The 18,203-nt window shown below is 55.8% G+C and carries 15 protein-coding genes and 1 pseudogene; 7 read left to right on the top strand and 9 right to left on the bottom strand.

Going from position 1 to position 18,203, the window contains the following annotated elements; genetic code table 11:
• Window positions 1-271 precede the first annotated feature (271 nt).
• The 3 genes from tnpA to ACEWPL_RS18680 all read right to left on the bottom strand — a co-directional run bounded on the left by tnpA (window position 272) and on the right by ACEWPL_RS18680 (window position 1,694).
• Window positions 272-718 carry an IS66-like element accessory protein TnpA gene (gene tnpA, locus ACEWPL_RS18690; RefSeq protein ID WP_393928758.1) on the bottom strand — a complete coding sequence of 149 codons (447 nt, stop codon included), beginning with the start codon at window positions 716-718 and terminating at the stop codon, window positions 272-274.
• A 115-nt stretch (window positions 719-833) separates the two neighbouring features.
• The gene (locus tag ACEWPL_RS18685) at window positions 834-1,256 is read right to left on the bottom strand and encodes a BLUF domain-containing protein (RefSeq protein ID WP_393928756.1); all 423 of its coding nucleotides are present in this window, start codon (window positions 1,254-1,256) and stop codon (window positions 834-836) included.
• A gap of 261 nt (window positions 1,257-1,517) precedes the next feature.
• Window positions 1,518-1,694, bottom strand: coding sequence for a hypothetical protein (locus ACEWPL_RS18680; protein ID WP_393928755.1), 177 nt, complete (start codon window positions 1,692-1,694; stop codon window positions 1,518-1,520).
• Window positions 1,695-2,213: 519 nt separating this feature from the next.
• On the opposite strand from ACEWPL_RS18680, the pseudogene ACEWPL_RS18675 reads away from it, so the two are divergent.
• Window positions 2,214-2,348 (top strand): annotated as a pseudogene (locus tag ACEWPL_RS18675) (IS3 family transposase); the annotation flags it as partial.
• A gap of 615 nt (window positions 2,349-2,963) precedes the next feature.
• On the opposite strand, the gene ACEWPL_RS18670 reads toward ACEWPL_RS18675, so the two are convergent.
• The 4 genes from ACEWPL_RS18670 to ACEWPL_RS18655 all read right to left on the bottom strand — a co-directional run bounded on the left by ACEWPL_RS18670 (window position 2,964) and on the right by ACEWPL_RS18655 (window position 7,269).
• Window positions 2,964-4,070: an OmpP1/FadL family transporter gene (locus ACEWPL_RS18670; protein ID WP_393928753.1), complete on the bottom strand. Its 1,107-nt coding sequence runs from the start codon at window positions 4,068-4,070 to the stop codon at window positions 2,964-2,966.
• 188 nt (window positions 4,071-4,258) lie between these two features.
• Window positions 4,259-4,582 carry an Hpt domain-containing protein gene (locus ACEWPL_RS18665; RefSeq protein WP_393928751.1) on the bottom strand — a complete coding sequence of 108 codons (324 nt, stop codon included), beginning with the start codon at window positions 4,580-4,582 and terminating at the stop codon, window positions 4,259-4,261.
• A 28-nt stretch (window positions 4,583-4,610) separates the two neighbouring features.
• Window positions 4,611-5,594 (bottom strand): response regulator, encoded by a 984-nt coding sequence (locus tag ACEWPL_RS18660; protein ID WP_393928749.1) that lies wholly within the window; start codon window positions 5,592-5,594, stop codon window positions 4,611-4,613.
• Between the two features lie 250 nt (window positions 5,595-5,844).
• Window positions 5,845-7,269: a sensor histidine kinase gene (locus tag ACEWPL_RS18655; protein WP_393928747.1), complete on the bottom strand. Its 1,425-nt coding sequence runs from the start codon at window positions 7,267-7,269 to the stop codon at window positions 5,845-5,847.
• A 212-nt stretch (window positions 7,270-7,481) separates the two neighbouring features.
• Between ACEWPL_RS18655 and ACEWPL_RS18650 the strand changes: the two genes are divergently transcribed.
• On the top strand, window positions 7,482-8,246 hold the full coding sequence (locus ACEWPL_RS18650) for an acyl-homoserine-lactone synthase (RefSeq protein WP_393928745.1): 765 nt from the start codon (window positions 7,482-7,484) through the stop codon (window positions 8,244-8,246).
• A gap of 29 nt (window positions 8,247-8,275) precedes the next feature.
• On the opposite strand, the gene ACEWPL_RS18645 is transcribed toward ACEWPL_RS18650, so the two are convergent.
• On the bottom strand, window positions 8,276-9,271 hold the full coding sequence (locus ACEWPL_RS18645; protein ID WP_393928743.1) for a response regulator: 996 nt from the start codon (window positions 9,269-9,271) through the stop codon (window positions 8,276-8,278).
• Window positions 9,272-9,649: 378 nt separating this feature from the next.
• On the opposite strand from ACEWPL_RS18645, the gene ACEWPL_RS18640 reads away from it, so the two are divergent.
• From ACEWPL_RS18640 to ACEWPL_RS18620, 5 genes are all read left to right on the top strand, one after another.
• Window positions 9,650-10,639, top strand: coding sequence for a response regulator (locus ACEWPL_RS18640; protein ID WP_393928741.1), 990 nt, complete (start codon window positions 9,650-9,652; stop codon window positions 10,637-10,639).
• Between the two features lie 672 nt (window positions 10,640-11,311).
• The gene (locus ACEWPL_RS18635) at window positions 11,312-13,042 is read left to right on the top strand and encodes a type I secretion system permease/ATPase (protein ID WP_393928739.1); all 1,731 of its coding nucleotides are present in this window, start codon (window positions 11,312-11,314) and stop codon (window positions 13,040-13,042) included.
• A 12-nt stretch (window positions 13,043-13,054) separates the two neighbouring features.
• The gene (locus ACEWPL_RS18630) at window positions 13,055-14,368 is read left to right on the top strand and encodes an HlyD family type I secretion periplasmic adaptor subunit (protein ID WP_393928737.1); all 1,314 of its coding nucleotides are present in this window, start codon (window positions 13,055-13,057) and stop codon (window positions 14,366-14,368) included.
• A gap of 205 nt (window positions 14,369-14,573) precedes the next feature.
• Entirely contained in the window at window positions 14,574-15,971 is a 1,398-nt protein-coding gene (locus ACEWPL_RS18625) for an efflux transporter outer membrane subunit (protein ID WP_393928735.1), read from the top strand.
• Window positions 15,972-16,207: 236 nt separating this feature from the next.
• Window positions 16,208-17,659 (top strand): asparagine synthetase B family protein, encoded by a 1,452-nt coding sequence (locus tag ACEWPL_RS18620; protein ID WP_393928733.1) that lies wholly within the window; start codon window positions 16,208-16,210, stop codon window positions 17,657-17,659.
• Window positions 17,660-17,787: 128 nt separating this feature from the next.
• Here ACEWPL_RS18620 and ACEWPL_RS18615 read toward each other — a convergent pair.
• A partial coding sequence (locus tag ACEWPL_RS18615) for an integrase core domain-containing protein (RefSeq protein WP_420744385.1) occupies window positions 17,788-18,203 on the bottom strand: 416 nt, incomplete at its 5' end.

Below are 18,203 nucleotides of genomic sequence, written 5' to 3'. Positions count from 1 at the left end.
CGCGGCCTGATCAGGCCCAAATCCGCATGCTCGGAGAACGCCGCTGGAGAATTTCCACCAGAATCGAGACACAACCTCTTAATATGCTTGGCTCTCATCAAGATGCGAGGGATTACTTGCAAAGCGAACCCAGCCAATAGCCTCATAAAGATTATGTGCAGGAAGGGACTAGTATGTTCTTCGGTCTGCTCCTTTTGGGAAGCTTTGTCAGTGTTGCCTTTGGCCTCACGTCTTTTATCCTCGGATCACCCCTCTGGGTAGTGGTCCTGATCTATTTAGGCGTAGGTGCGCTCAGTGTGTTGGCGGGCGCCACGGCCTTGGTATTGCGCCCAAGTGTCCAAGGGCAGGCAGAAGTGGCCGCGCCGTGCCGTAGATGATGCACATGCGCGGTGCTTTCAAAATGCAAACTGCGCCCCCCACGCAGGCGCAATTCAACAGCAACTGGAGGCGGCAGCTCAGCGACCGGTGCCTGCGCCACCGGCACTCCTGCAGTCACGGGCATGTCCAGCGGCAAGAAAAGCGCCCCGGCATCGGGCGACCACAAGCCTTTCTTCTTCAGCTCATGCCGCCACGCGTAAATTTGTTGTCGCTTAATCTCATGGCGCTGCGCAACCTGCGTCACACTCGCCCCGGCAATCCCAACCGACGCGACAATTTCAAGCTTTTCGTCGTCATGCCAAAAGCGTCGCCGCTCCGCCCCAAGAATTTCGCCACGCATCCCAGACCCCGTATAAGAGACGTCGCTAATGACGTCTTTAACGACGTCTCTTAGATCATCGCACAAGCATCAGGCAGGCGGTGCCAATGGCGCGGTTACCTTTTTACGCGTACGTCTAACACTTTGAAAATACCCCAAGGGCAAGTTCCAAGGCCCAATACTTGCCCGGATCGCTCAAGCCCTTATCACTCTTCAATTGCGTCAAGGAGTGAAACGTACCCTTGGTATATCGGCCAATTTCGTCAGGCCCAGCATACCCCATCAACCAATCGGGGAATGTTCGGCCTTCGACGACCTCACACCAACTGAGAGATAAACCACTGTGACGATGATCGTGACAAATCCGCCGATAATAGCAATCTTCGACTGCGGCCTGCTCCCCTTCCAAAACCTGGAAGAAGAGTTGATCATGATACATGAGAACACCGGTGATCTCATCTCTTGCATTGTTTCGCTGAGAGACTTCTAAGATATCAGCCAAAGTTGTCGGATCGAGCGGTGATCGCGAGTGACTTACATAGGCGAGTTGATATGGCATGGGCGGGATCCTGATCCTGAGCAAATAGACCCCTGAAGGAATTTTAGGTCATACACAATGACCAATTCGACCCACGGCGCAACTCCGCTGGTCGGCAAGAATCTGCCTGAATTCACTCACATGCGTTGGATTCGTTAAAGAGCGAATCAGGGTTGCGAATGCTCCGGCGGCACTGCTATTGCACCACACGACCAAAGACCTTCCTCGACTCGCCCCCGCCCTCGACATACTGGACGGGGGTTTTTTTATGGATTCCAGGATTTATCTTAAAAAGAGCTTGCGAAGAGCCGCGCGCAAGGAAAAGGGCTTGGTTGCTGGATACGACCGACCGACGTCTTCCGGCTCAACAATCTCCGGAAACCATTCCCGCGCTTTCTGTTGTTCTGCCGAACCTGGTCTCTCAGGGGCAGTTTTTTTGTTCAGGTAGTCGTCATACATTTGGCAGCTCCATGCAAAAGGAACCCCGAGCTATGCTGAAGAACTGTGACTGAAAATTGGCAAAGGGATGAAAGCCGTATGACGAAGATGATTGCTTAAGCAACAGACTGTTTTTGGCCGCAGCCATACGGTGCGGTCTATACTGAGAGCATCGGCGCTTGCAGGTTAGCAAACCAGAGCACGGGCCACTGAAGGCTGGGGTTGCGATGCGAGATTCCTACTGCTATCGAGTAAGTTCTACCATGACCTTCCAAATACCTGCCCCGACTACATTGTGTGGACGGGGCTTTTTTTGTGCGTGGGACTGGATCCGCTTGTGAAGAGCTGCCCGCAGCGAGAAGCTAGGCTCAAGAAACACCCCCGGGCAATAGACAATCATGCCGCCTAAGCTGCGATATTAATGGAGCGCTTACCTTCTTCCTGGCGGCTGCAGTGAGAACGGCGGTGCGAAAGTCGGCCGCGGTAGCGGCGGGATGAGCCTCGGAGAACGCCGCCGGAGAATTTCCACCAGATTCGAGACACAACCCGCTCGGCAACAAATCACCCGCAGAAGCGCGCCGGACGCTTGAGCAATTTGAGGGCCCCGCGCCCGACGCGCTTGCCCGAACCGAAACCGAAGATTATGAAAACCAAACCAGCAGACTCTCGTTGTGAATGAGGGGCCTCGGGGGGCAGGTCAGACGGCGAAGCTCATGGTCTTCAAGCTTGTTCAGGCCGCCTTTTTCATCGAAGGCGTCACATCCACCGACGGTGTCGCTGCAAACGACACTGCAAACCGCGCCGCTTGATCAGGCCGCGTCACCCAAAATCAAGCATAGCTCCCGAAGGCTTGCGAACCCACTATGGGTCACTCCATGTTAACCCCATGTTAATATTCTGTATGGCACTCTAGTAGGGGGAAACTTGGAGGTATTGATGGCTTGTATAGAAAGCGACGAGACGCAGTCACGAACACTACTTCATGAGCAATGGGAGGTGCTAGCTGATTATATTGAAAGATACGGGCTTTCGGAGAAGGCACGCGCTTATTTCAAAAATTTAGACGACCCGTGGCCTACCACTGAACTTTCATCCCCCCGGGACCAGAGCCCTTTGGGTTGATATGCCCATTGTATTGGCGCAGGTCGCGCATGCGGCAGTGCCGCAGCAGTGGTAGGGGGAGTTCCAACGCGATCATGTTCTGTTGAATGGCTTTCCGAGCGCCGGCAACAGCCCGGGTTGCAATGAACTGGACGGAACCAGCCAAGATGAAGCGGGCGCGCGCGTTGCCTAGAAGCTGACACCAACCTTTAAGCCGAATGCCAAAGCGTCATTGTCCCTGAAAGTTCCGCGGAGGATATTTGCCGGACTGGTTTCCAGTAAGGCATCTCCGATCCAAAGATACTGGATACCGCTTGACACATTCACTGCGTCTGAAATTTGATATTTTCCGCCTATGGAGACGCTTTGATATCCTCTGGTCGGCCCCAACGGAGAAACTAGGTCGTCGCCCTCCTCGTGCTCGTAGCTGTATGTGAGGCTAGCTGCAAACTTATCAGTAAACTGATACCCTACCCCGAGTTCATAGGTCCAGGCATCATCCATCACCGCGAGTTCCGGCGCGGGGCTGGGTGGATCGAGTGAGAAGGCGCTCCATTCAGCCCAGCGGATGCTTCCGAATGCAAGTGTATTTGCGGCAATCCCTGATTGGATCTGCAGTTTCAAGGATTGCGGTAGTGTGGATCTTGTGGAGCCAGTCACCACGGGAGCAGCACCAGGAAAAGTCTCGGTTGCTCGCATGTCCACGTCAACTGCAGAGTGATAGGTCAAGACAGACCTAAAGGCTATCTCAGGAATTTCATAAGCCGCTCCGACCACATAGCCGGCACCTTTGTCATTCGAGAAGCGAACATTGTAGCCATTGAGGGGGCCGTAAGCGAGACCCGACAATGTGACTCTTCCCTGTGCGCCAACTATACGTGGGCCGCCGAACAGTGTGATCGCGTCCGTGGGACGATATGCCAGCAACAGGGTTAATGCATCGGTTTCGGCTTGGGCAACGGTTCCACCGATTAGAGTTGTGGAAGGATCTCCACCATATACGTTGTCAACGCCGTACGGTTGATCGTAAATAGCTGAAACTGAGAAATTCTTTCTGAATTGCAATTTGACTGCAGCTGAGGTTAACCAAAAACCGTTTCCGACATCACCAGTCGCGTTGCCAGCAGCATCTTGGCCGGTAACGCTTGGATCTATATAGCCGAAAGATAACTCGGCGTAGTTGCCTTCCTCAAACACAATGTCGATTGGTGTCTTTGTCCGATCCAGATTGCCAGCGATCGCCGTGTTCGCGGCCAACGACAGGCTAACTCCAATGGTGAAACAGGTTACTTTCATTTTGGTGTCTCCGGTATGCTGCCCCACTACCAGACCTACGAGTCACTCTAGGATCAAAGAGCGAGTCGCAGCAGGGTATCGAGTGAGCGTTTCAAAATTAACGCATTCTGAAAATGCTATTAGGTAGGATAATCTCTAGCGTCAAGGATGGCATTGGATTTTCAGCTGCGTGCACACAGGTGGTGATTTCAAATAGTGTCGCGTGTCGCCGTGACAAACTCATCTATCTTCATCAAGAGATATGGGTCGGGGTTTTTTAGTTCATCTTGGTTAGACATGATAAGATCATCGATCTCTGCTGCATTGGAGCCAAGATCCGGAAACCCGAGTGTCGCTGCTGTTCCTGCAATTTTGTGACATATTTTCCCAATCTCGCACAGTGAGTCTTGGACATCGACCTCTTCTGCTACCTTTGCTCTCAATCGAACGACTCGATTAAACCTATCGCGCAGCGTTTCGAGAAAACGCTGACGAACTCTCTCCAGTCCGCTTGATAATGGATCAGTGCTCATCAGGGCATTATTTCGAAAAAAACTCGAGTTACCACCCCAGAAGCCGTTTCCAGGAACTTGTGTTGCTGGAAAGATCGTCTCGGGGGCGCTCTGCTGTCTTTTCTGCATCGGAGAGCGCATGAACAAGTGTATTCGTAATTCCCCTTGATGGTTTCATCTGCAAAGAGCGGGCATGACCTACTACAGGACGCAGCGATACTGGGCGCCCATCGCAAAAGTGTAGGTCCATTGCATTCAATGTGGAACGCAGATGTATCTCATATTCTGCAGGGTCCAGCGCTCCACCCTCCTTCAAGACGACTATGAATTCACCCGCGCCAGCGTGTGCGACAAAAAAATCACGTGGCTTCAGGCTCTCGGAGATCGCCTCTGCCAAATCTGACACTGTGGACTCATACTCATACAGACTACTCGATAGGAATGTACGGCCCATATCCGGGACGACAATGCCGAAAGCCTGCATGCCAAAAAGCGACACGCGCGAAACTTGAAGAAGGTAGTTTTCAAGAGCTACATAATCAATGACGCCATCTACATCCACGGGCGTCAAACGCTTGGCCAGATCCTCTGGGCCCACCATTGAGGTCGAAGCTCGCGGCACAGAGACGGGATTGCGATCTTCCTGCTGCTTCCGTTTTACGACAAGCTCTTCTATCAAACGTAGCCGCGCATGAACCTCACCGATTTCGAACGGTTTTGTGATGTAGTCGCTGGCCCCCGCGGCAAACGCGCCGTCGATATAGGTTCGATCCGACATTGCGGTTATCATGAGTATCGGCGTTTTCGTATAAGGCGGGCGCTTTCGGATGGCGGATGTCAATTGGATGCCATCCATCTCAGGCATCTGAATATCCAAAAGAAAGCAGTCAAATGGCACATCTGTGTGATCTAACAGATCAAGCGCCTTGCTGGCAGAACTACAAACGCTCAAATTGGTGAAGCCAGCGGCCCGCAAAACCTCCGTGAGCAGCTCCAAGATGATTGGATCGTCATCTACGGCAAGGATTTTCATTGTAATTTCCCCTTACTACTCAAGCGCCCACAGCTCGTTCCTATAGGTTGGGCATACAGCAAGTTTGCTTGAACATATGGGCGTGACTGTGGCTTCTATGAGAGACTTTATGACTTAGGCTTGCAGCCTAGGGGTGAGTTGATTTTAGATAACATATTGTAGAGGTTGTAAAAATTGATGGTTAATAGCTCCGAGTGACACTTTCCTCGCCACATTTTAACCTCAAAGCGGCAATGCTTTCGGGGGGGGGTCAGGCGCGTAACTTGATGGTGCTGCTATCCATCAGGATTTCCGGGGTATCTTGACTGACACAATCTTTGACTAGAGCAAGGTCGATGTAGAATGTCGTGCCTTTGTCTTCGTTTTTGTAGTAGTCAAGCGTGCCTTCATGGGCCTCGATGATGCGTTTGGAGATGTTCATCCCCAGACCGGTCCCCCCAATCTTCCTTTGATCAGAGGAGTCGAGCTGACTGAATTCCTCGAACACCTTCTGGCGATCGCTTTCATCCAGGCCAATTCCACGGTCTACTACGGCAATCCTGACAGTGGTGCCGTTGCCTTGAACTTGGATTTTTACAGTCTCTCCTGAATCAGAGAACTTGGCAGCATTGGATAAGATGTTCGCCAAGACCTGATCAAGCCTATCGGGGTCAGCAGTCACATACATATCGTTCGGCACATGCTCGAGCTTCAAGCTTACATCCAGTTGTGCTGCGAAAGGCTCGTGGGTAGCTACGGCCTGCGTAATAAAAGGTGCCAGATGGACCTTCTCGAAATGGAACTGCATTTGGCCTGCTTCCATCTTCTGAAGGTCGAGCAAATCGTTTATCAGGGCCGCGAGGCGCTTTGAGTTTCTCTGAGCGATCGTAATTGCATTGGCCATGCGATCAGGCATTTCGCCATAAGCCCCAAATGCGAGGAGGTCGAGCGTTCCCTTGATGGAAGTGAGCGGCGTTCGCAATTCGTGACTGACCGTAGCAAGAAACTCGGCCTTGGCGGTATAAGCTGCTTTAGTTTTCTGATGCTCCCGCTTGATAGCCATCATCTGGAGAAGTGTTTTTTGGTAAAGGCCGCTCGATACGCGAGAGGCATCTGAGATGAAGAACATAGCGAAGATGCAGGCAAAAAGCTGGACCCAAAGCTCGGAGCTGAGCGGTGCGTTGATTGCAAGGATATCGTATATAGGAATGAAAAGAAATGCGGCCAGGTAGATCAGCAACCTCAGATGAAGGATTGATGTTATTTGATTGTTGTTCATTGTCGCAAAAAGTGCAGCTGCTATTAGGAAAAAGAGCGACATGAAATGCGTTGTGTGGCCCTGCAGCAATGCAATGGAAACCGCAAAACCGGCAATGTTCAGGGCGCTCAGGGTCGTGCCTGCCACCAACATCTTCATGCAGGCCTTGGTCCCGGAGATGTTGCGAGACTTGAGATTCAATATACTCTTGAAGGTTAGGTAATCGAATAGCTCTGACACAACCAGAATCGATAGAGACAGTGCCGCAAGCTTCCAGCTATAGTAGAACCCTTCAAGTAAAAACGCGGCACAGTAGATGATAACGCGCTGTGGGAAAAGTGCGATCCCGGCGTGCGCATAATCCCTCATTTTCGCATTGAGCAGAAACAAGTTCTTTGGGTTGTGAAAGTTCACGCGGTAGAAGGATCTGAGCTTCATCTGTTACCCAACTGTTGATGTTATGGGGCGAGTTGACCTCAGCGCAGATCAATAATTCTAACCCCATATGCTCTAACATACATGTGAACGAAAGCAAAAAAGTGGCGAATTGTTGCCTATTTTCATCACATTCGCCGAAATGTGTCAAAACCATGGCGCGCATGCGCTGCTTGTGCTTTTTGGGGGCGAGGCAACTTTGAGAGCAGTGTGGAATGAACGCCTTTAGAGGTAAGATACAAGGATATGTGGCGCGAGAAGTTTTTCCAGAGATTGCGCCACAAGGGGTAGTAGCCGCGAGCGCTGCGCCGATTGAGTTAGAGCACAAGGAAAACCAATTCTCTCGGGTCGCGCCCGAATTAACCGCTGAGGTCCAGGGGACTACTCTGGGGTTCGGCAACATGCATCGCCACGGACGGCTTTGCATCAATTATCTCCGCGCCCGGCGAAAGGTCTTCATTGATCAGAAGGGGTGGGACCTTCCGCAAAGCGACGGAATGGAGTTCGATCAATACGATACTCCGGAGGCCAGGTGGGTCGTGATACATGAGTACGGTCGGGTCTTGGCCGGAATGCGTCTGACACCTACGACTGCAAAATGCGGACAATACTCTTACATGTTACGCGATGCTCAGCGCGGGCTTCTTGAAAATATTCCACAGGACGTGCTTTTTCTTGAGGCGCCTGTGCGGGAAGACGTCTGGGAAGCGACCCGTCTTTTTGTGGCCCATGATGTATCCTCCAAACGACGATTGATCATCCAGACAATACTTCTGGAGCAGATGGCCGCTTCGGCCCGAGAATTGGGTGCGCGTGCAATTATCGGCATTGTACCGGCAGTTTTCAGCAGATGGATGAAGCGTATCGGGATGAGCGCCACTCCAATCGGGCCAGCGATGACAATCGATGGAGACAAGACGCAAGCGGCCCTGATGAACGTCGTCAACCCAAAAAATGCATCCGATTATCGTCTGCAGTGAGGCTACTGATAAACTCCAAGCCCCTATCCTTATCTATTTCCAACTTTGTCTATCTGGGAGAAGATCCTCTCTTCAATTGTATCAACTTCCGGCAGCTTTGCCGCAATGGACATAGAAAGTAGATTATATTCTCTTCTGATCAGCTTCAGAGCCAATTGCCGGGAGATAATGCGTTTCTCGGTGAGCGGTTTAATATTGACCGAAAGACCTGAACGCTTTTCGTTTCCCAAGTCGTGAAGCGCCATATAGGCGGCGTCCTCAAGGAGACCTTGTAGGGGAGGCGACGTAGGAGAGGGCCTGCCGATGACGCAGCATACAAACCGTCCAGCGCCAATATATGCGAACCAATGACGTTGATCAGAAATAATTTCGCCGATTTTGGCACTTATCGAGTATACAAGTTGTATTGCGTTAGGTGATTCAGCCGTTTCGGCAAGATGCGCCATCTCGCCAATCTGAAGCCGGCACAAGTTGATTTGATACTGTCCATCCTTCAAGCGCAGAAATCGGTTTTCAAGTTCGAAGTAATCCAACATCCCGCTGATGTCAGAAAATCGGATGCGAGCGGATGGGTCGACAAGACTGAAATCGGTGGCATGTGAAATGACTGTACGCAGAGCTTCTCGGCCCTTCTGCTTCTGCTTCGTTGCCTCAACGAGGAGCATGGCTGTCCTCAGACGACCTGCAACCTCGATATGATTCAAGGGCTTCATCAAGAAATCCGTAGCACCGGCCTCAAAGGCGCGCTCCATGAAGTCGCTCGCTTGCCCGGACGTGATCATGATGATGGGTGCAGCTCTGTATTCGGGCTTTTGTCTTATCTCGCGGCAAAGCTCGATCCCATCCATCTGCTCCATCATGATATCCAGAAGGTAGCAGTCAAAAGGCGTTTCCTGATCACCGATTAGCTCAAGGGCGTGCGCGCCAGAATGCGCAAGGGTCACATCTGTAAACCCTTCTCGGGCCAGGCTTGCAGAAAGCAAGTCTCGTACAATTGGGTCATCATCGACCAAAAGAATGCGCATCGGCAGTCTCCGGAGTTGGTAGTGAACATGCATGGTCATCTATAGGCCATATATGTGTCGAAGGTGGCCGTTTTGGGGCAATCTTAAAACATCTCGCTTTAGCAGAAATCTTCATAAGATGCTGTTATTACAAGGATTAAGATAATCCTCTTATGCCAAGCGGGTTTTCAAGGTCATAATGCGGTCATCTTTGGTCGCGCTCCCTCAGTTGGATCAAGATGCCTTTGAAGTTATTTTAGCGCCGACCTTCAGAGCACGTTTCATATTTTGAACAAAGTCTCTCTGTAGAAGGCTGTGAATGAAAAGATTCGTGGAGGGTCGACTGGTCCATGCGGCCGGCCCAAACACTCACAGGCGGATAAGCGGAGAAGTGAAACCATGAAGATCTTGGCAGTTGATGATGATGGTATTGCGCTGAACCTCCTGCGGGAATGCCTGATGCAGGGCGGTTACGAGTACGTAACCTTCATGTCCTCGCCGACTGAAGTGATCAAAACGCTAGAGGGCACAGCCATTCCCTATGACTGCATTCTGCTGGATGTTGAGATGCCGGAGATTGATGGCATCAAGCTATGTGGTGAAATCCGGAAGCTCCCCCGCTACAGGAATGCGCCGATTCTGATGATTACCAAGCGCAGCGATCATGCGTCGATCAAGCAGGCTTTCTCAAATGGCGCGACAGACTACATAACCAAACCGTTTGAATTTTTTGAAGTGTTGAGTCGGATCAAGGTGGCCGAAAAGCTTGTGCAGGAACGGCAGGCGGCTATTGATAGTTATACAGCAATCCAGACCAGCCGAGATCGCAGCGCGCACAACAGGATCGCTGAAGCTAAAGGACAGTTATGGCGAGGGGCAGATGCGCCGCCAGAGAGTGTTGAGAGAGAGAGCCTGATTTCGCTCTCAACCCTGCACAACTACCTAGAGCAAGCCAGTGTGAGTGATGGTTGCGAAATTGACCTGATTGCAATCAAGGTGCGTCAGATCAGTGACATCTTTGAGAAAACAACAGCTACCGAATTCCTGAGTTTTCTTGAGCTTGTTGGTAACTCCGCCATTGAGGTGCTTGGCGATAACGAAGCGTTTATCGCGCATGCAGGTAACGGTGTCTTCCTCTACGCTAGTCAGTGCGGGAAAAAGTTCAATCTGCCAACCAAAGAGCAAGCACTCGCCGATCAACTGTCTCACCGCTCACTTTGCGTAATAAAGAATTTCGAACTCAAACCCGAAGTTGTCATCGGCACGCCACTATCGCTGACCGCGACGCCAAAGCTGAATTTCAGAAGGGCGGTGAAAGCTGCGACAGCGCGGATGGAAAACCGTGAAGGTTCTTCAAACGTCAAAATGCTGGTTTCCACCTCCGTTTGAGAAAGCGCGGATATCATGTGCCGGCCAGGTTGGCGATTACACCGGCCGGCAGCTTTGCTGAGCAACCAGCCATGGGGAGAGTTGCTTCTTGGAGATCCTGGCAGTGACGCCAACTGGTTTCAAGAAGCCTTGGAGTGTAAGGCCATCAAGGCCTGCTGGAATGCCCCCACCGCGTGATTCAGGTACCCGCGCCTCCGCAGAGATCGACCGCCTCTCATCACCCGAGCAGAATCGCTTATTCTGGCCTTTCTTACTCGCCATCCCAAACCTCAAGATGCCCACTTTCGATGGTGAACATCTAGCAGGCACTCTAACACACCGTCAGAGTGCCGAAACCGGACGTATACCTTGATACGTAGGAGCAAGCGGATGCGCGCACTCTGCAACACAACTAGTAAGGGGCTTGGATCGCATTCTGAGTGCCCTTTTTCCCCGTTGGCCATTATTGCAAGGTGTGTTGAGGCGACGCGAGGTGGGCAATGCCCCTACCAGAGCCTGCTGTCGGTTGACGGCACGCCCAAGGTCTTTACGCGAAAACCGGCGTAAAACCGCGTTGGTGCCACAAATTCGCCACGACCCCATGGAAAACCAGTAAACAATGGCTGAAAAGCGACAAGATTGTCTCTTGTGCGATGGCGTAGTCAGAGACGGGACAGAAAATGGTGGGGCGGCATGCGGGATAAGGACAAGTCCGGAAATTCCTATCTGGGGACCTTGCGGGGGCTGCGTGGAACATTCCTTCTGGTGGGATTTTTCAGCGCCATCATCAATCTCCTGATGCTGACGGGGCCGATCTACATGCTGCAGGTCTATGACCGGGTGTTGTCCTCAGGATCGGTCGCCACGCTTGTCGGGCTTTTTGCCGCGGTCGTCCTACTCTACGGCTTTCTGGGGATTTATGATTTTCTGCGCGCACGCCTGCTGTCGCGTGCGGCTTTGCGGCTGGATGCGCGGGTGGGCGATGAGGCGTTCCGCATTGCCCTGAGAGCAGGGACCTCCAGCGGGCGACCCCGGATCGATCCGGGCGCGCAGCCGGTGCGCGACCTCGAGCTCGTGCGCGGGTTTCTGGGCAGCCCGGCCATCACCGGGATTTTCGATCTGCCATGGATGCCACTCTTTCTGGCGCTGGTCTTTCTGATCCACCCCTGGCTGGGATATCTGACGCTGGCCGGGGCCGGCATCGTGACCGTCGCGGCGCTGCTCAACCAATATATGGCGCATGCCTCGATCAGCCGAGCCATGTCCTTGGAGGGGGCCGAGCGCAGCCTCGTCGACAAGGCCCGCACGGATGCCGAGACCCTTCATGCGCTTGGCATGCGCGACCGTCTTGTGACCCGCTGGCGAACCGTGCATGACAGCGCGCTCGCGGCCGCGCAGGTGGGCAGCGACCGGTCCGAGGGGTTTGCCTCCTTTTCCAAGTCCTTCCGACTCCTGCTTCAATCGGCGCTGTTGACGATGGGGGCCTTTCTGGCCTTGCGGCAGGAAATCACCCCCGGGATGATCATCGCCACTTCCATCATCGCAGGTCGGGCACTGGCACCGGTAGATCAGGTGATCGGCCAATGGCGCGCGATCGGGCGCGCCCGCGAAGCGCATAGCCGCCTGCGTGAGATCTTCGGCAGCCTGGCCGCCGAAAAACCCCGCATCGAATTGCCGGCCCCGGTGGGCGATCTGAGCGTCACCGCTCTGACCAAGCTGGCCCCGGCCGGCGCCGTAAGCAGCGCCGACCGGACGCGCATTCTGGAGCGGGTCGGTTTTGAATTGTCTGCCGGCGATGGGCTGGGTGTGGTGGGCAATAGCGCTGCGGGAAAATCCACTCTCGCGCGGCTTCTGGTCGGTGCTTGGACGCCCGATGCGGGCGAGATCCGGCTGGATGGGGCCACGCTTGATCAATGGACGCCCGAAACCCTTGGGCGGCATATCGGATACCTGCCGCAAAGCCTGCATATGCTGCCGGGCAGCGTCGGCCAGAACATCGCGCGTTTTGATCCGGAAGCAAAGGATGGCGACGTGATCGAGGCAGCCCGCATCGCAGGGGTGCATGAGATGATCCTGGCCCTGCCGGACGGCTATGCCACCCATATGGATCAGACGAACTGTCCGCTTTCGGGCGGCCAGATCCAGCGCTTGGGCCTTGCGCGGGCCGTCTTTGGCGCCCCGCACCTGATCGTGCTGGACGAGCCCAATTCAAATCTCGACGCGGATGGCGATGACGCGCTTGCCGAAGCCATTCGCACCATGCGCGCGCGGGGCAGTATCGTGGTGGTCATGGCGCACCGACCAAGCGCCATCGCGGCGGTCAACAAGGTGCTGCTGCTGCACAAGGGACGTGCTGCGCGGTTTGGCGAAAAGGATCAGGTCTTGGGTACTGCGCCTCGCCCGGTCTCTGTCGTGTCCGGATAAAAGGAGACTGAGATGTCAGCAGAAGCATTTTCCACACCGGGTCTGAAGACCGACATCTCCCGCGCGGGCCGTAGCGGCATGTTGGCTGGTCTAGTCCTCATGGCGATGATCTTCGGCTGGGCCTATACCACGCCGATCAGCGGGGCTGTCATCGCTTCCGGCTCGGCGGTGGTGCGCGGCAAGCCCAAGATCGTGCAGAGCCTCGATGGCGGCATCATCGACGAGATCCGCGTCGCCGATGGCGACCGGGTGGCGGCGGGCGATGTCCTTCTGCGGCTCGACCCGACATTGCTGCGCATCAATCTGGAAATGTATCGCGGCCGCCTGGCCGAGACCCGCGCCGAGATCAGCCGCCTGCGGGCCGAGCAGGTCACCGGCACGCCCCTGACTTTCGATTACGACACCGAATTCCTCGATGGCCTGCCGCTGAATGGCATCAATGCCGCGCAGAGGGAGATCTTCGAGGCCCGCGACGAGGTGATGAAGGGCCGCAAGGAACAGCTGCGCGAGAAGATCGCGCAATTCGGCAACCAGCTTACGGGCGTCGAGGGCCTGGTGCAGGCCAAGAACGAGCAGCTGAGCTTCGTCGAGCAGGAGCTGGCCGATGTCACCGCGCTGCATGCCGACGGGCTGGTGCGCGAGGGCCAGATGCTCGAGCTGCAACGCTCGCGCTCGCAGCTTTTGGGAGAGATCGCGGGCCACCATTCGGAAATGGCGCGGATCCGGAACTCGGTCCGCGACACCGAGCTGGAGATCCTGCAATCGGACCGCCAGTTCAAGGAACAGGTGGTCACCGATCTGCGCGCGGCCGCGATGAAGGGCGAGGAGCTGGTCTTGCAGATCGTCACCGCCCAGAAGCAGCTCGAGCGGATCGAGATCCAGTCGCCGGTGGACGGCGTGGTGCATGAGATGCAGGTCTTCAACACCGGGGGCGTGGTGCCGCCGGGCGAGACGATCCTGCAGATCATCCCGATCTCCGAAGGTCTCGATTTCGAGGTCCGGGTGGCACCCGACGCGATCGACCAGGTTGCCGAGGGGCAGCGCGCCAAGATCGTCTTCTCGGCCTTCAGCACGCGCAGCGCGCCGGAAATCTTCGGCGCCGTCTCGACCATCTCGCCCAGCAGCGTGACCGATCCCAAGACCGGGCAGAGCTTCTACCGCGTGACGCTGGCCATTCCCGCCGAGGAACTCGCGCGGCTTGAGGGGCACGAGATCCTGCCGGGCATGCCGATAGAGGCCTTCCTTCAGACCGGCGACCGCACCGTGCTGAGCTACCTCACCCGCCCGCTGAACGATCAGCTGCGCCGCGCCTTCCGCGACGACTGAACCGGGCCGAACGAGGGGCCATGCGTGGCCCCGGCGTGACCCCGGCCCGGGGCGCAGGTGATGCGCCGATGGCACAGCGGGCGGCCCATCATGCAAGAAACCTTGTTTTGCAGCCGGTTTGGGCTCATCCTGCCTGTCGAGTGATCGACCCGAAGACAACCGGTGCCAAAACCGGAGCGCGGGCCGGACGAGGCAGGATATTTTCATGACGTACGCAAGCTGGCGCCGCGCGCCACGCGCTATTTGTGTTCTGGCGGGCCTGTCCTTCGTGGCGGGCTGTTCGGATGAGCCCTACAAGGCCCCTGTCTTTTCCTTCCTGCCCGGCTACAAATCCGCCCAGAAAAGCGCCCCCGTCCTGCTCAGCAATACCGGCTGGTGGAAGGCTTTTGACGATCCCACCCTGAACACCCTCATCGAGGCGGCGCTGGCCGGCAATCTCGATCTCGACATCGCGAAGGAGCGGGTGGTCGAGGCGGCCGCGATCCAGCGCAGCGTGCCGCAGGCGGCGCTCCTGTCGCCCAGCGTCAGGGCAGGGCGCGAGCGCAACAGCCTCGGGCAGACCGATACGACTGCCTCGGGAACGCTCGGCTTCGAATGGATCCTCGACATCTATGGCGGCCGCCGCGCCCAGATCGACGCGGCCGGCGCCCGGATCGAGGTGGCCGATGCCGAGGTCGATGCCGCCTGCCTGCTGCTCATGCTGAATGTGGCCAATACCTATGTCGATCTGCGCTTTCATCAGACCAGCCTGCAGCTGCGCCACACCGAGCTGGCCTCGCGCCGCAAGACGCTGGACCTGGTCCAACGCCTGCGCGAGGGCAATGCCGCGATCGAGGTCGACGTGGTCAAGGCGCGCGCCCTCGTCTCGGAGACCCGGGCCGAGATCCCCCAGATCATCGCGTCGATCGAAGCCGCCAAGAACGAGATCGCGGTCCTTCTGGGCAAGATGCCGGGCGCGCTGAAGATCAGCCTTGATGGCAGCGCGCGCCAGCCGCGCGTGGCGATGTCCCCCGAGGTCGGCATCCCCGCCGATCTTCTGCGCAACCGCCCCGATATCCGGGTGGCCGAGCGCAGCTATTACGCCGCGTTCCGCGATGTTGCGGGTGCGCGCGCCGATCTCTACCCGCGCCTGTCGCTGAGCGGCACGATCACCAGCACCTCCCTTTCGGGCGCGAACAATCCCGAATATTTCTTCGGCCCGGCCCTCACCTTGCCGGTCCTGCCCAACACCGCCCGCCGCGCCTCGGTGGAGCAGCGCCAGTCGCTGGTCCGACAGGCCCATACAGAATGGCAGCAGACCGTGCTCGAGGCGATCGGCGACGTCGAGACCTCCCTCGCCTCCTACAAGGCGGCCCTCGCCTCGCAGCGCGCCTCGGAAGAAACCGTGCGCCTCTACCGCGAGGTGGTCACCCTCACCCGCCAGCTCGTCGCCGGCGACGGCGCCACCGTCCGCGATCTGATCGAGGCCGAACAGGACGTCTCGGCCGCAAACACCTCCCTCGCCAACACCCTGCGCCGCGTCGGCCAAAGCTTTGTCGAGCTGAACGTGAACCTCGGCTCGGGCCACGCGGTGGGCAGGGCGGTGGCAGTGGTGAAGGAGTAGGCCTTGACCAAAGCGAGCGCGCTGTTAATTGGGCGCAGGACTGCGAGTAGCGGCTTTCTCCTTTGGAGCGCCAAGGAGAGGAGGATGATAGGGCATGGAGCGTAGAAAACTATTTAATAAGCTATAGGCCCGGTTCCGGAAAAGCAGTTCAAGATATTCGATTGAAATGATGCAGAGGGCGTGACCATTACAGCTGCTGCGTTCTGGATTGAAACCATGATTCCAGAGAGGAAGACATGACCCTAAAGATCAACGTCCAACACACGCTTTCTCCCCGCCAGTTCACGATGAAATTGGCCACAGATCAGGGTGCGGAAAAAGCCGTGGTTAACGTACATCCAGATATCGGAGCCTTCGATGTTCTGGACGATGCCGACCTACGGGTTGGACTGCTTCTAGGGTTTCCCATTGATCTGGACGAGCGCTGCATCGTTTCTGGCCCGCTACGGTTGGAAGCTGGAACGTCGTCTGGGGTCGACGAGACGGCAAGGACAATCCTGAACCGACTTGGCGGGAGGTTTATTCTTTTGCTGGATGTGGCGGGTGCAATCAGGGTGTATCCCGATGGCGCAGCACAAGTTCCCTGCGTCTATTCCAAAGGAAAAGGTGTGGCTGGGTCGACGGCTGATGCGATTCTGTCGGATGAAGAGTACGAAGCGCAGTTCAGGCACGGCCTATACGCAGCGCTCGATATCGAAAATGATGGCTGGTTTCCTGGGGGAATGACTGCTCATGAGAAAGTTGAGCGGTTGTTGCCCAATCATTTCCTCGACCTCAAGACATTCGATCAGACCCGTTACTGGCCTCTTGAAGAGGTCGAGCGAACCGAGTCGCCCGAAGATAGTTTGGAAGAGATTTCGCAGATCATTCGCATTCAACTTGAAGCCTTGGTGAACGGACCGAAGAAAGTGGCACAGGCCCTGACAGCCGGGAATGAGACACGTGTGATGCTCGCCTGTGCACGTCCATATCTCGACTCTATCGAATTTGTTACGCTGGAAGGCGATACTCCGCGTGCCGATGACACGGTGCTTTCAAGGCGCATCGCTGGTGACCTTGGCTTGACCCACCACATGCTGCCGCAGATGGTCGCGAATGAGGCAACGGTAGCGCGCTACATGCGCCGGGGAGGGCATTGCATGGGCGGGCCAAACAGGCTGACGCATCCAAGTCTTGCGCCACTCAGAGACGATCATGTATTTGTGGGCGGCGCAATCGGCGAGGTCGGACGCGCTTTTTTTTGGCATGGCGTGGACAGGCAAGACACTCTGCTGACCGGAAAAATGCTTGTCGGGCGGATGGGGCTTCCGGCCGAACCAAAGCTGGAAGACCGGCTAAACGACTGGCTGAAGGGCCTGCAGGAGGTCGATTCTCTTATCACGCTTGATCTCGCCTATCTTGAGCAGCGTGTAGGGCCATGGGGCGGGGCTCAGATGTTCTCGGATCCATCTCTGGTACGCCACAACCCCCTGGGGGCGACCCGGGCGATCAAGCTTATGCTTGGTCTGCCCGACGCATGGAAACGCCAGAGCCTGTTGACGATAGGGATTATCCGCATGCATTGGCCGGAGCTCTTGTCCTACCCCTTCAACAGTCAGGGGGCAGTACGGGACCTTCTGAAACAACTCGAACGCGCAGCGCGGCGCCCGCAACTGATTGTACAGAAACTGCGCAAAATGCGGCGTTAGAGGGGGTGATCAAGATATGCCAAGCGCCCTGCCATCGTGCCTTTGGTCATAAACACCTGCATCGCGATACGTGTAATCCCGTGCATAAGCGGCCACTGGAAGTGACCTGCCCCCCAATGCTCCCTCATTCATAACGAGAGTTTGCAGGTTTTGATTTCATATTCCTCGGTTTCCTTTTGGGCAAGCGCGTCGGGCGCGGAGCCCTCAAATTGCTCAAGCGCTCGACGCGCGTCAGCGGGTGCTTTGTTCCCAAGAGATGAATGCGGTCTGACGTTGTTGTAATCGTATCGCCAGAGCGCCAGTTTCCTTCGAGCGTCGTCCAGGCTGTCGAACAACTCCTCATTCAGCAGCTCATCCCGTAGACTGCCGTTGAATGACTCGATGAAGGCATCCTGCTGTGGCTTGCCGGGATCGATGTAGTGCCAGTCGACGTCGTTTTCGTTTGCCCACTTCAGGATCGCCCGGCTGATAAACTCTGCGCCATAGCACGTCAGGAAGTAGGGCTGGTGAGAGGTTATGGCCATGCGCGCAGCCCCCAAATTGC

The organism is Roseovarius roseus, assembly GCF_043355935.2.
GTDB lineage: Bacteria > Pseudomonadota > Alphaproteobacteria > Rhodobacterales > Rhodobacteraceae > Roseovarius > Roseovarius roseus.
This window is presented reverse-complemented; position numbering and strand designations above follow the sequence as displayed.

Excerpts from the sequence above, each read along its gene's own strand:
- ACEWPL_RS18620 (WP_393928733.1), top strand. The coding sequence starts at position 16,208 with ATGACCCTAAAGATCAACGTCCAACACACGCTTTCTCCCCGCCAGTTC.
- ACEWPL_RS18655 (WP_393928747.1), bottom strand. The coding sequence starts at position 7,269 with ATGAAGCTCAGATCCTTCTACCGCGTGAACTTTCACAACCCAAAGAAC.
- ACEWPL_RS18630 (WP_393928737.1), top strand. The coding sequence starts at position 13,055 with ATGTCAGCAGAAGCATTTTCCACACCGGGTCTGAAGACCGACATCTCC.
- ACEWPL_RS18650 (WP_393928745.1), top strand. The coding sequence starts at position 7,482 with ATGAACGCCTTTAGAGGTAAGATACAAGGATATGTGGCGCGAGAAGTT.
- ACEWPL_RS18640 (WP_393928741.1), top strand. The coding sequence starts at position 9,650 with ATGAAGATCTTGGCAGTTGATGATGATGGTATTGCGCTGAACCTCCTG.
- ACEWPL_RS18625 (WP_393928735.1), top strand. The coding sequence starts at position 14,574 with ATGACGTACGCAAGCTGGCGCCGCGCGCCACGCGCTATTTGTGTTCTG.
- ACEWPL_RS18635 (WP_393928739.1), top strand. The coding sequence starts at position 11,312 with ATGCGGGATAAGGACAAGTCCGGAAATTCCTATCTGGGGACCTTGCGG.
- ACEWPL_RS18665 (WP_393928751.1), bottom strand. The coding sequence starts at position 4,582 with ATGAGCACTGATCCATTATCAAGCGGACTGGAGAGAGTTCGTCAGCGT.
- ACEWPL_RS18685 (WP_393928756.1), bottom strand. The coding sequence starts at position 1,256 with ATGCCATATCAACTCGCCTATGTAAGTCACTCGCGATCACCGCTCGAT.
- ACEWPL_RS18680 (WP_393928755.1), bottom strand. The coding sequence starts at position 1,694 with ATGTATGACGACTACCTGAACAAAAAAACTGCCCCTGAGAGACCAGGT.
- ACEWPL_RS18670 (WP_393928753.1), bottom strand. The coding sequence starts at position 4,070 with ATGAAAGTAACCTGTTTCACCATTGGAGTTAGCCTGTCGTTGGCCGCG.
- tnpA (WP_393928758.1), bottom strand. The coding sequence starts at position 718 with ATGCGTGGCGAAATTCTTGGGGCGGAGCGGCGACGCTTTTGGCATGAC.
- ACEWPL_RS18645 (WP_393928743.1), bottom strand. The coding sequence starts at position 9,271 with ATGCGCATTCTTTTGGTCGATGATGACCCAATTGTACGAGACTTGCTT.
- ACEWPL_RS18660 (WP_393928749.1), bottom strand. The coding sequence starts at position 5,594 with ATGAAAATCCTTGCCGTAGATGACGATCCAATCATCTTGGAGCTGCTC.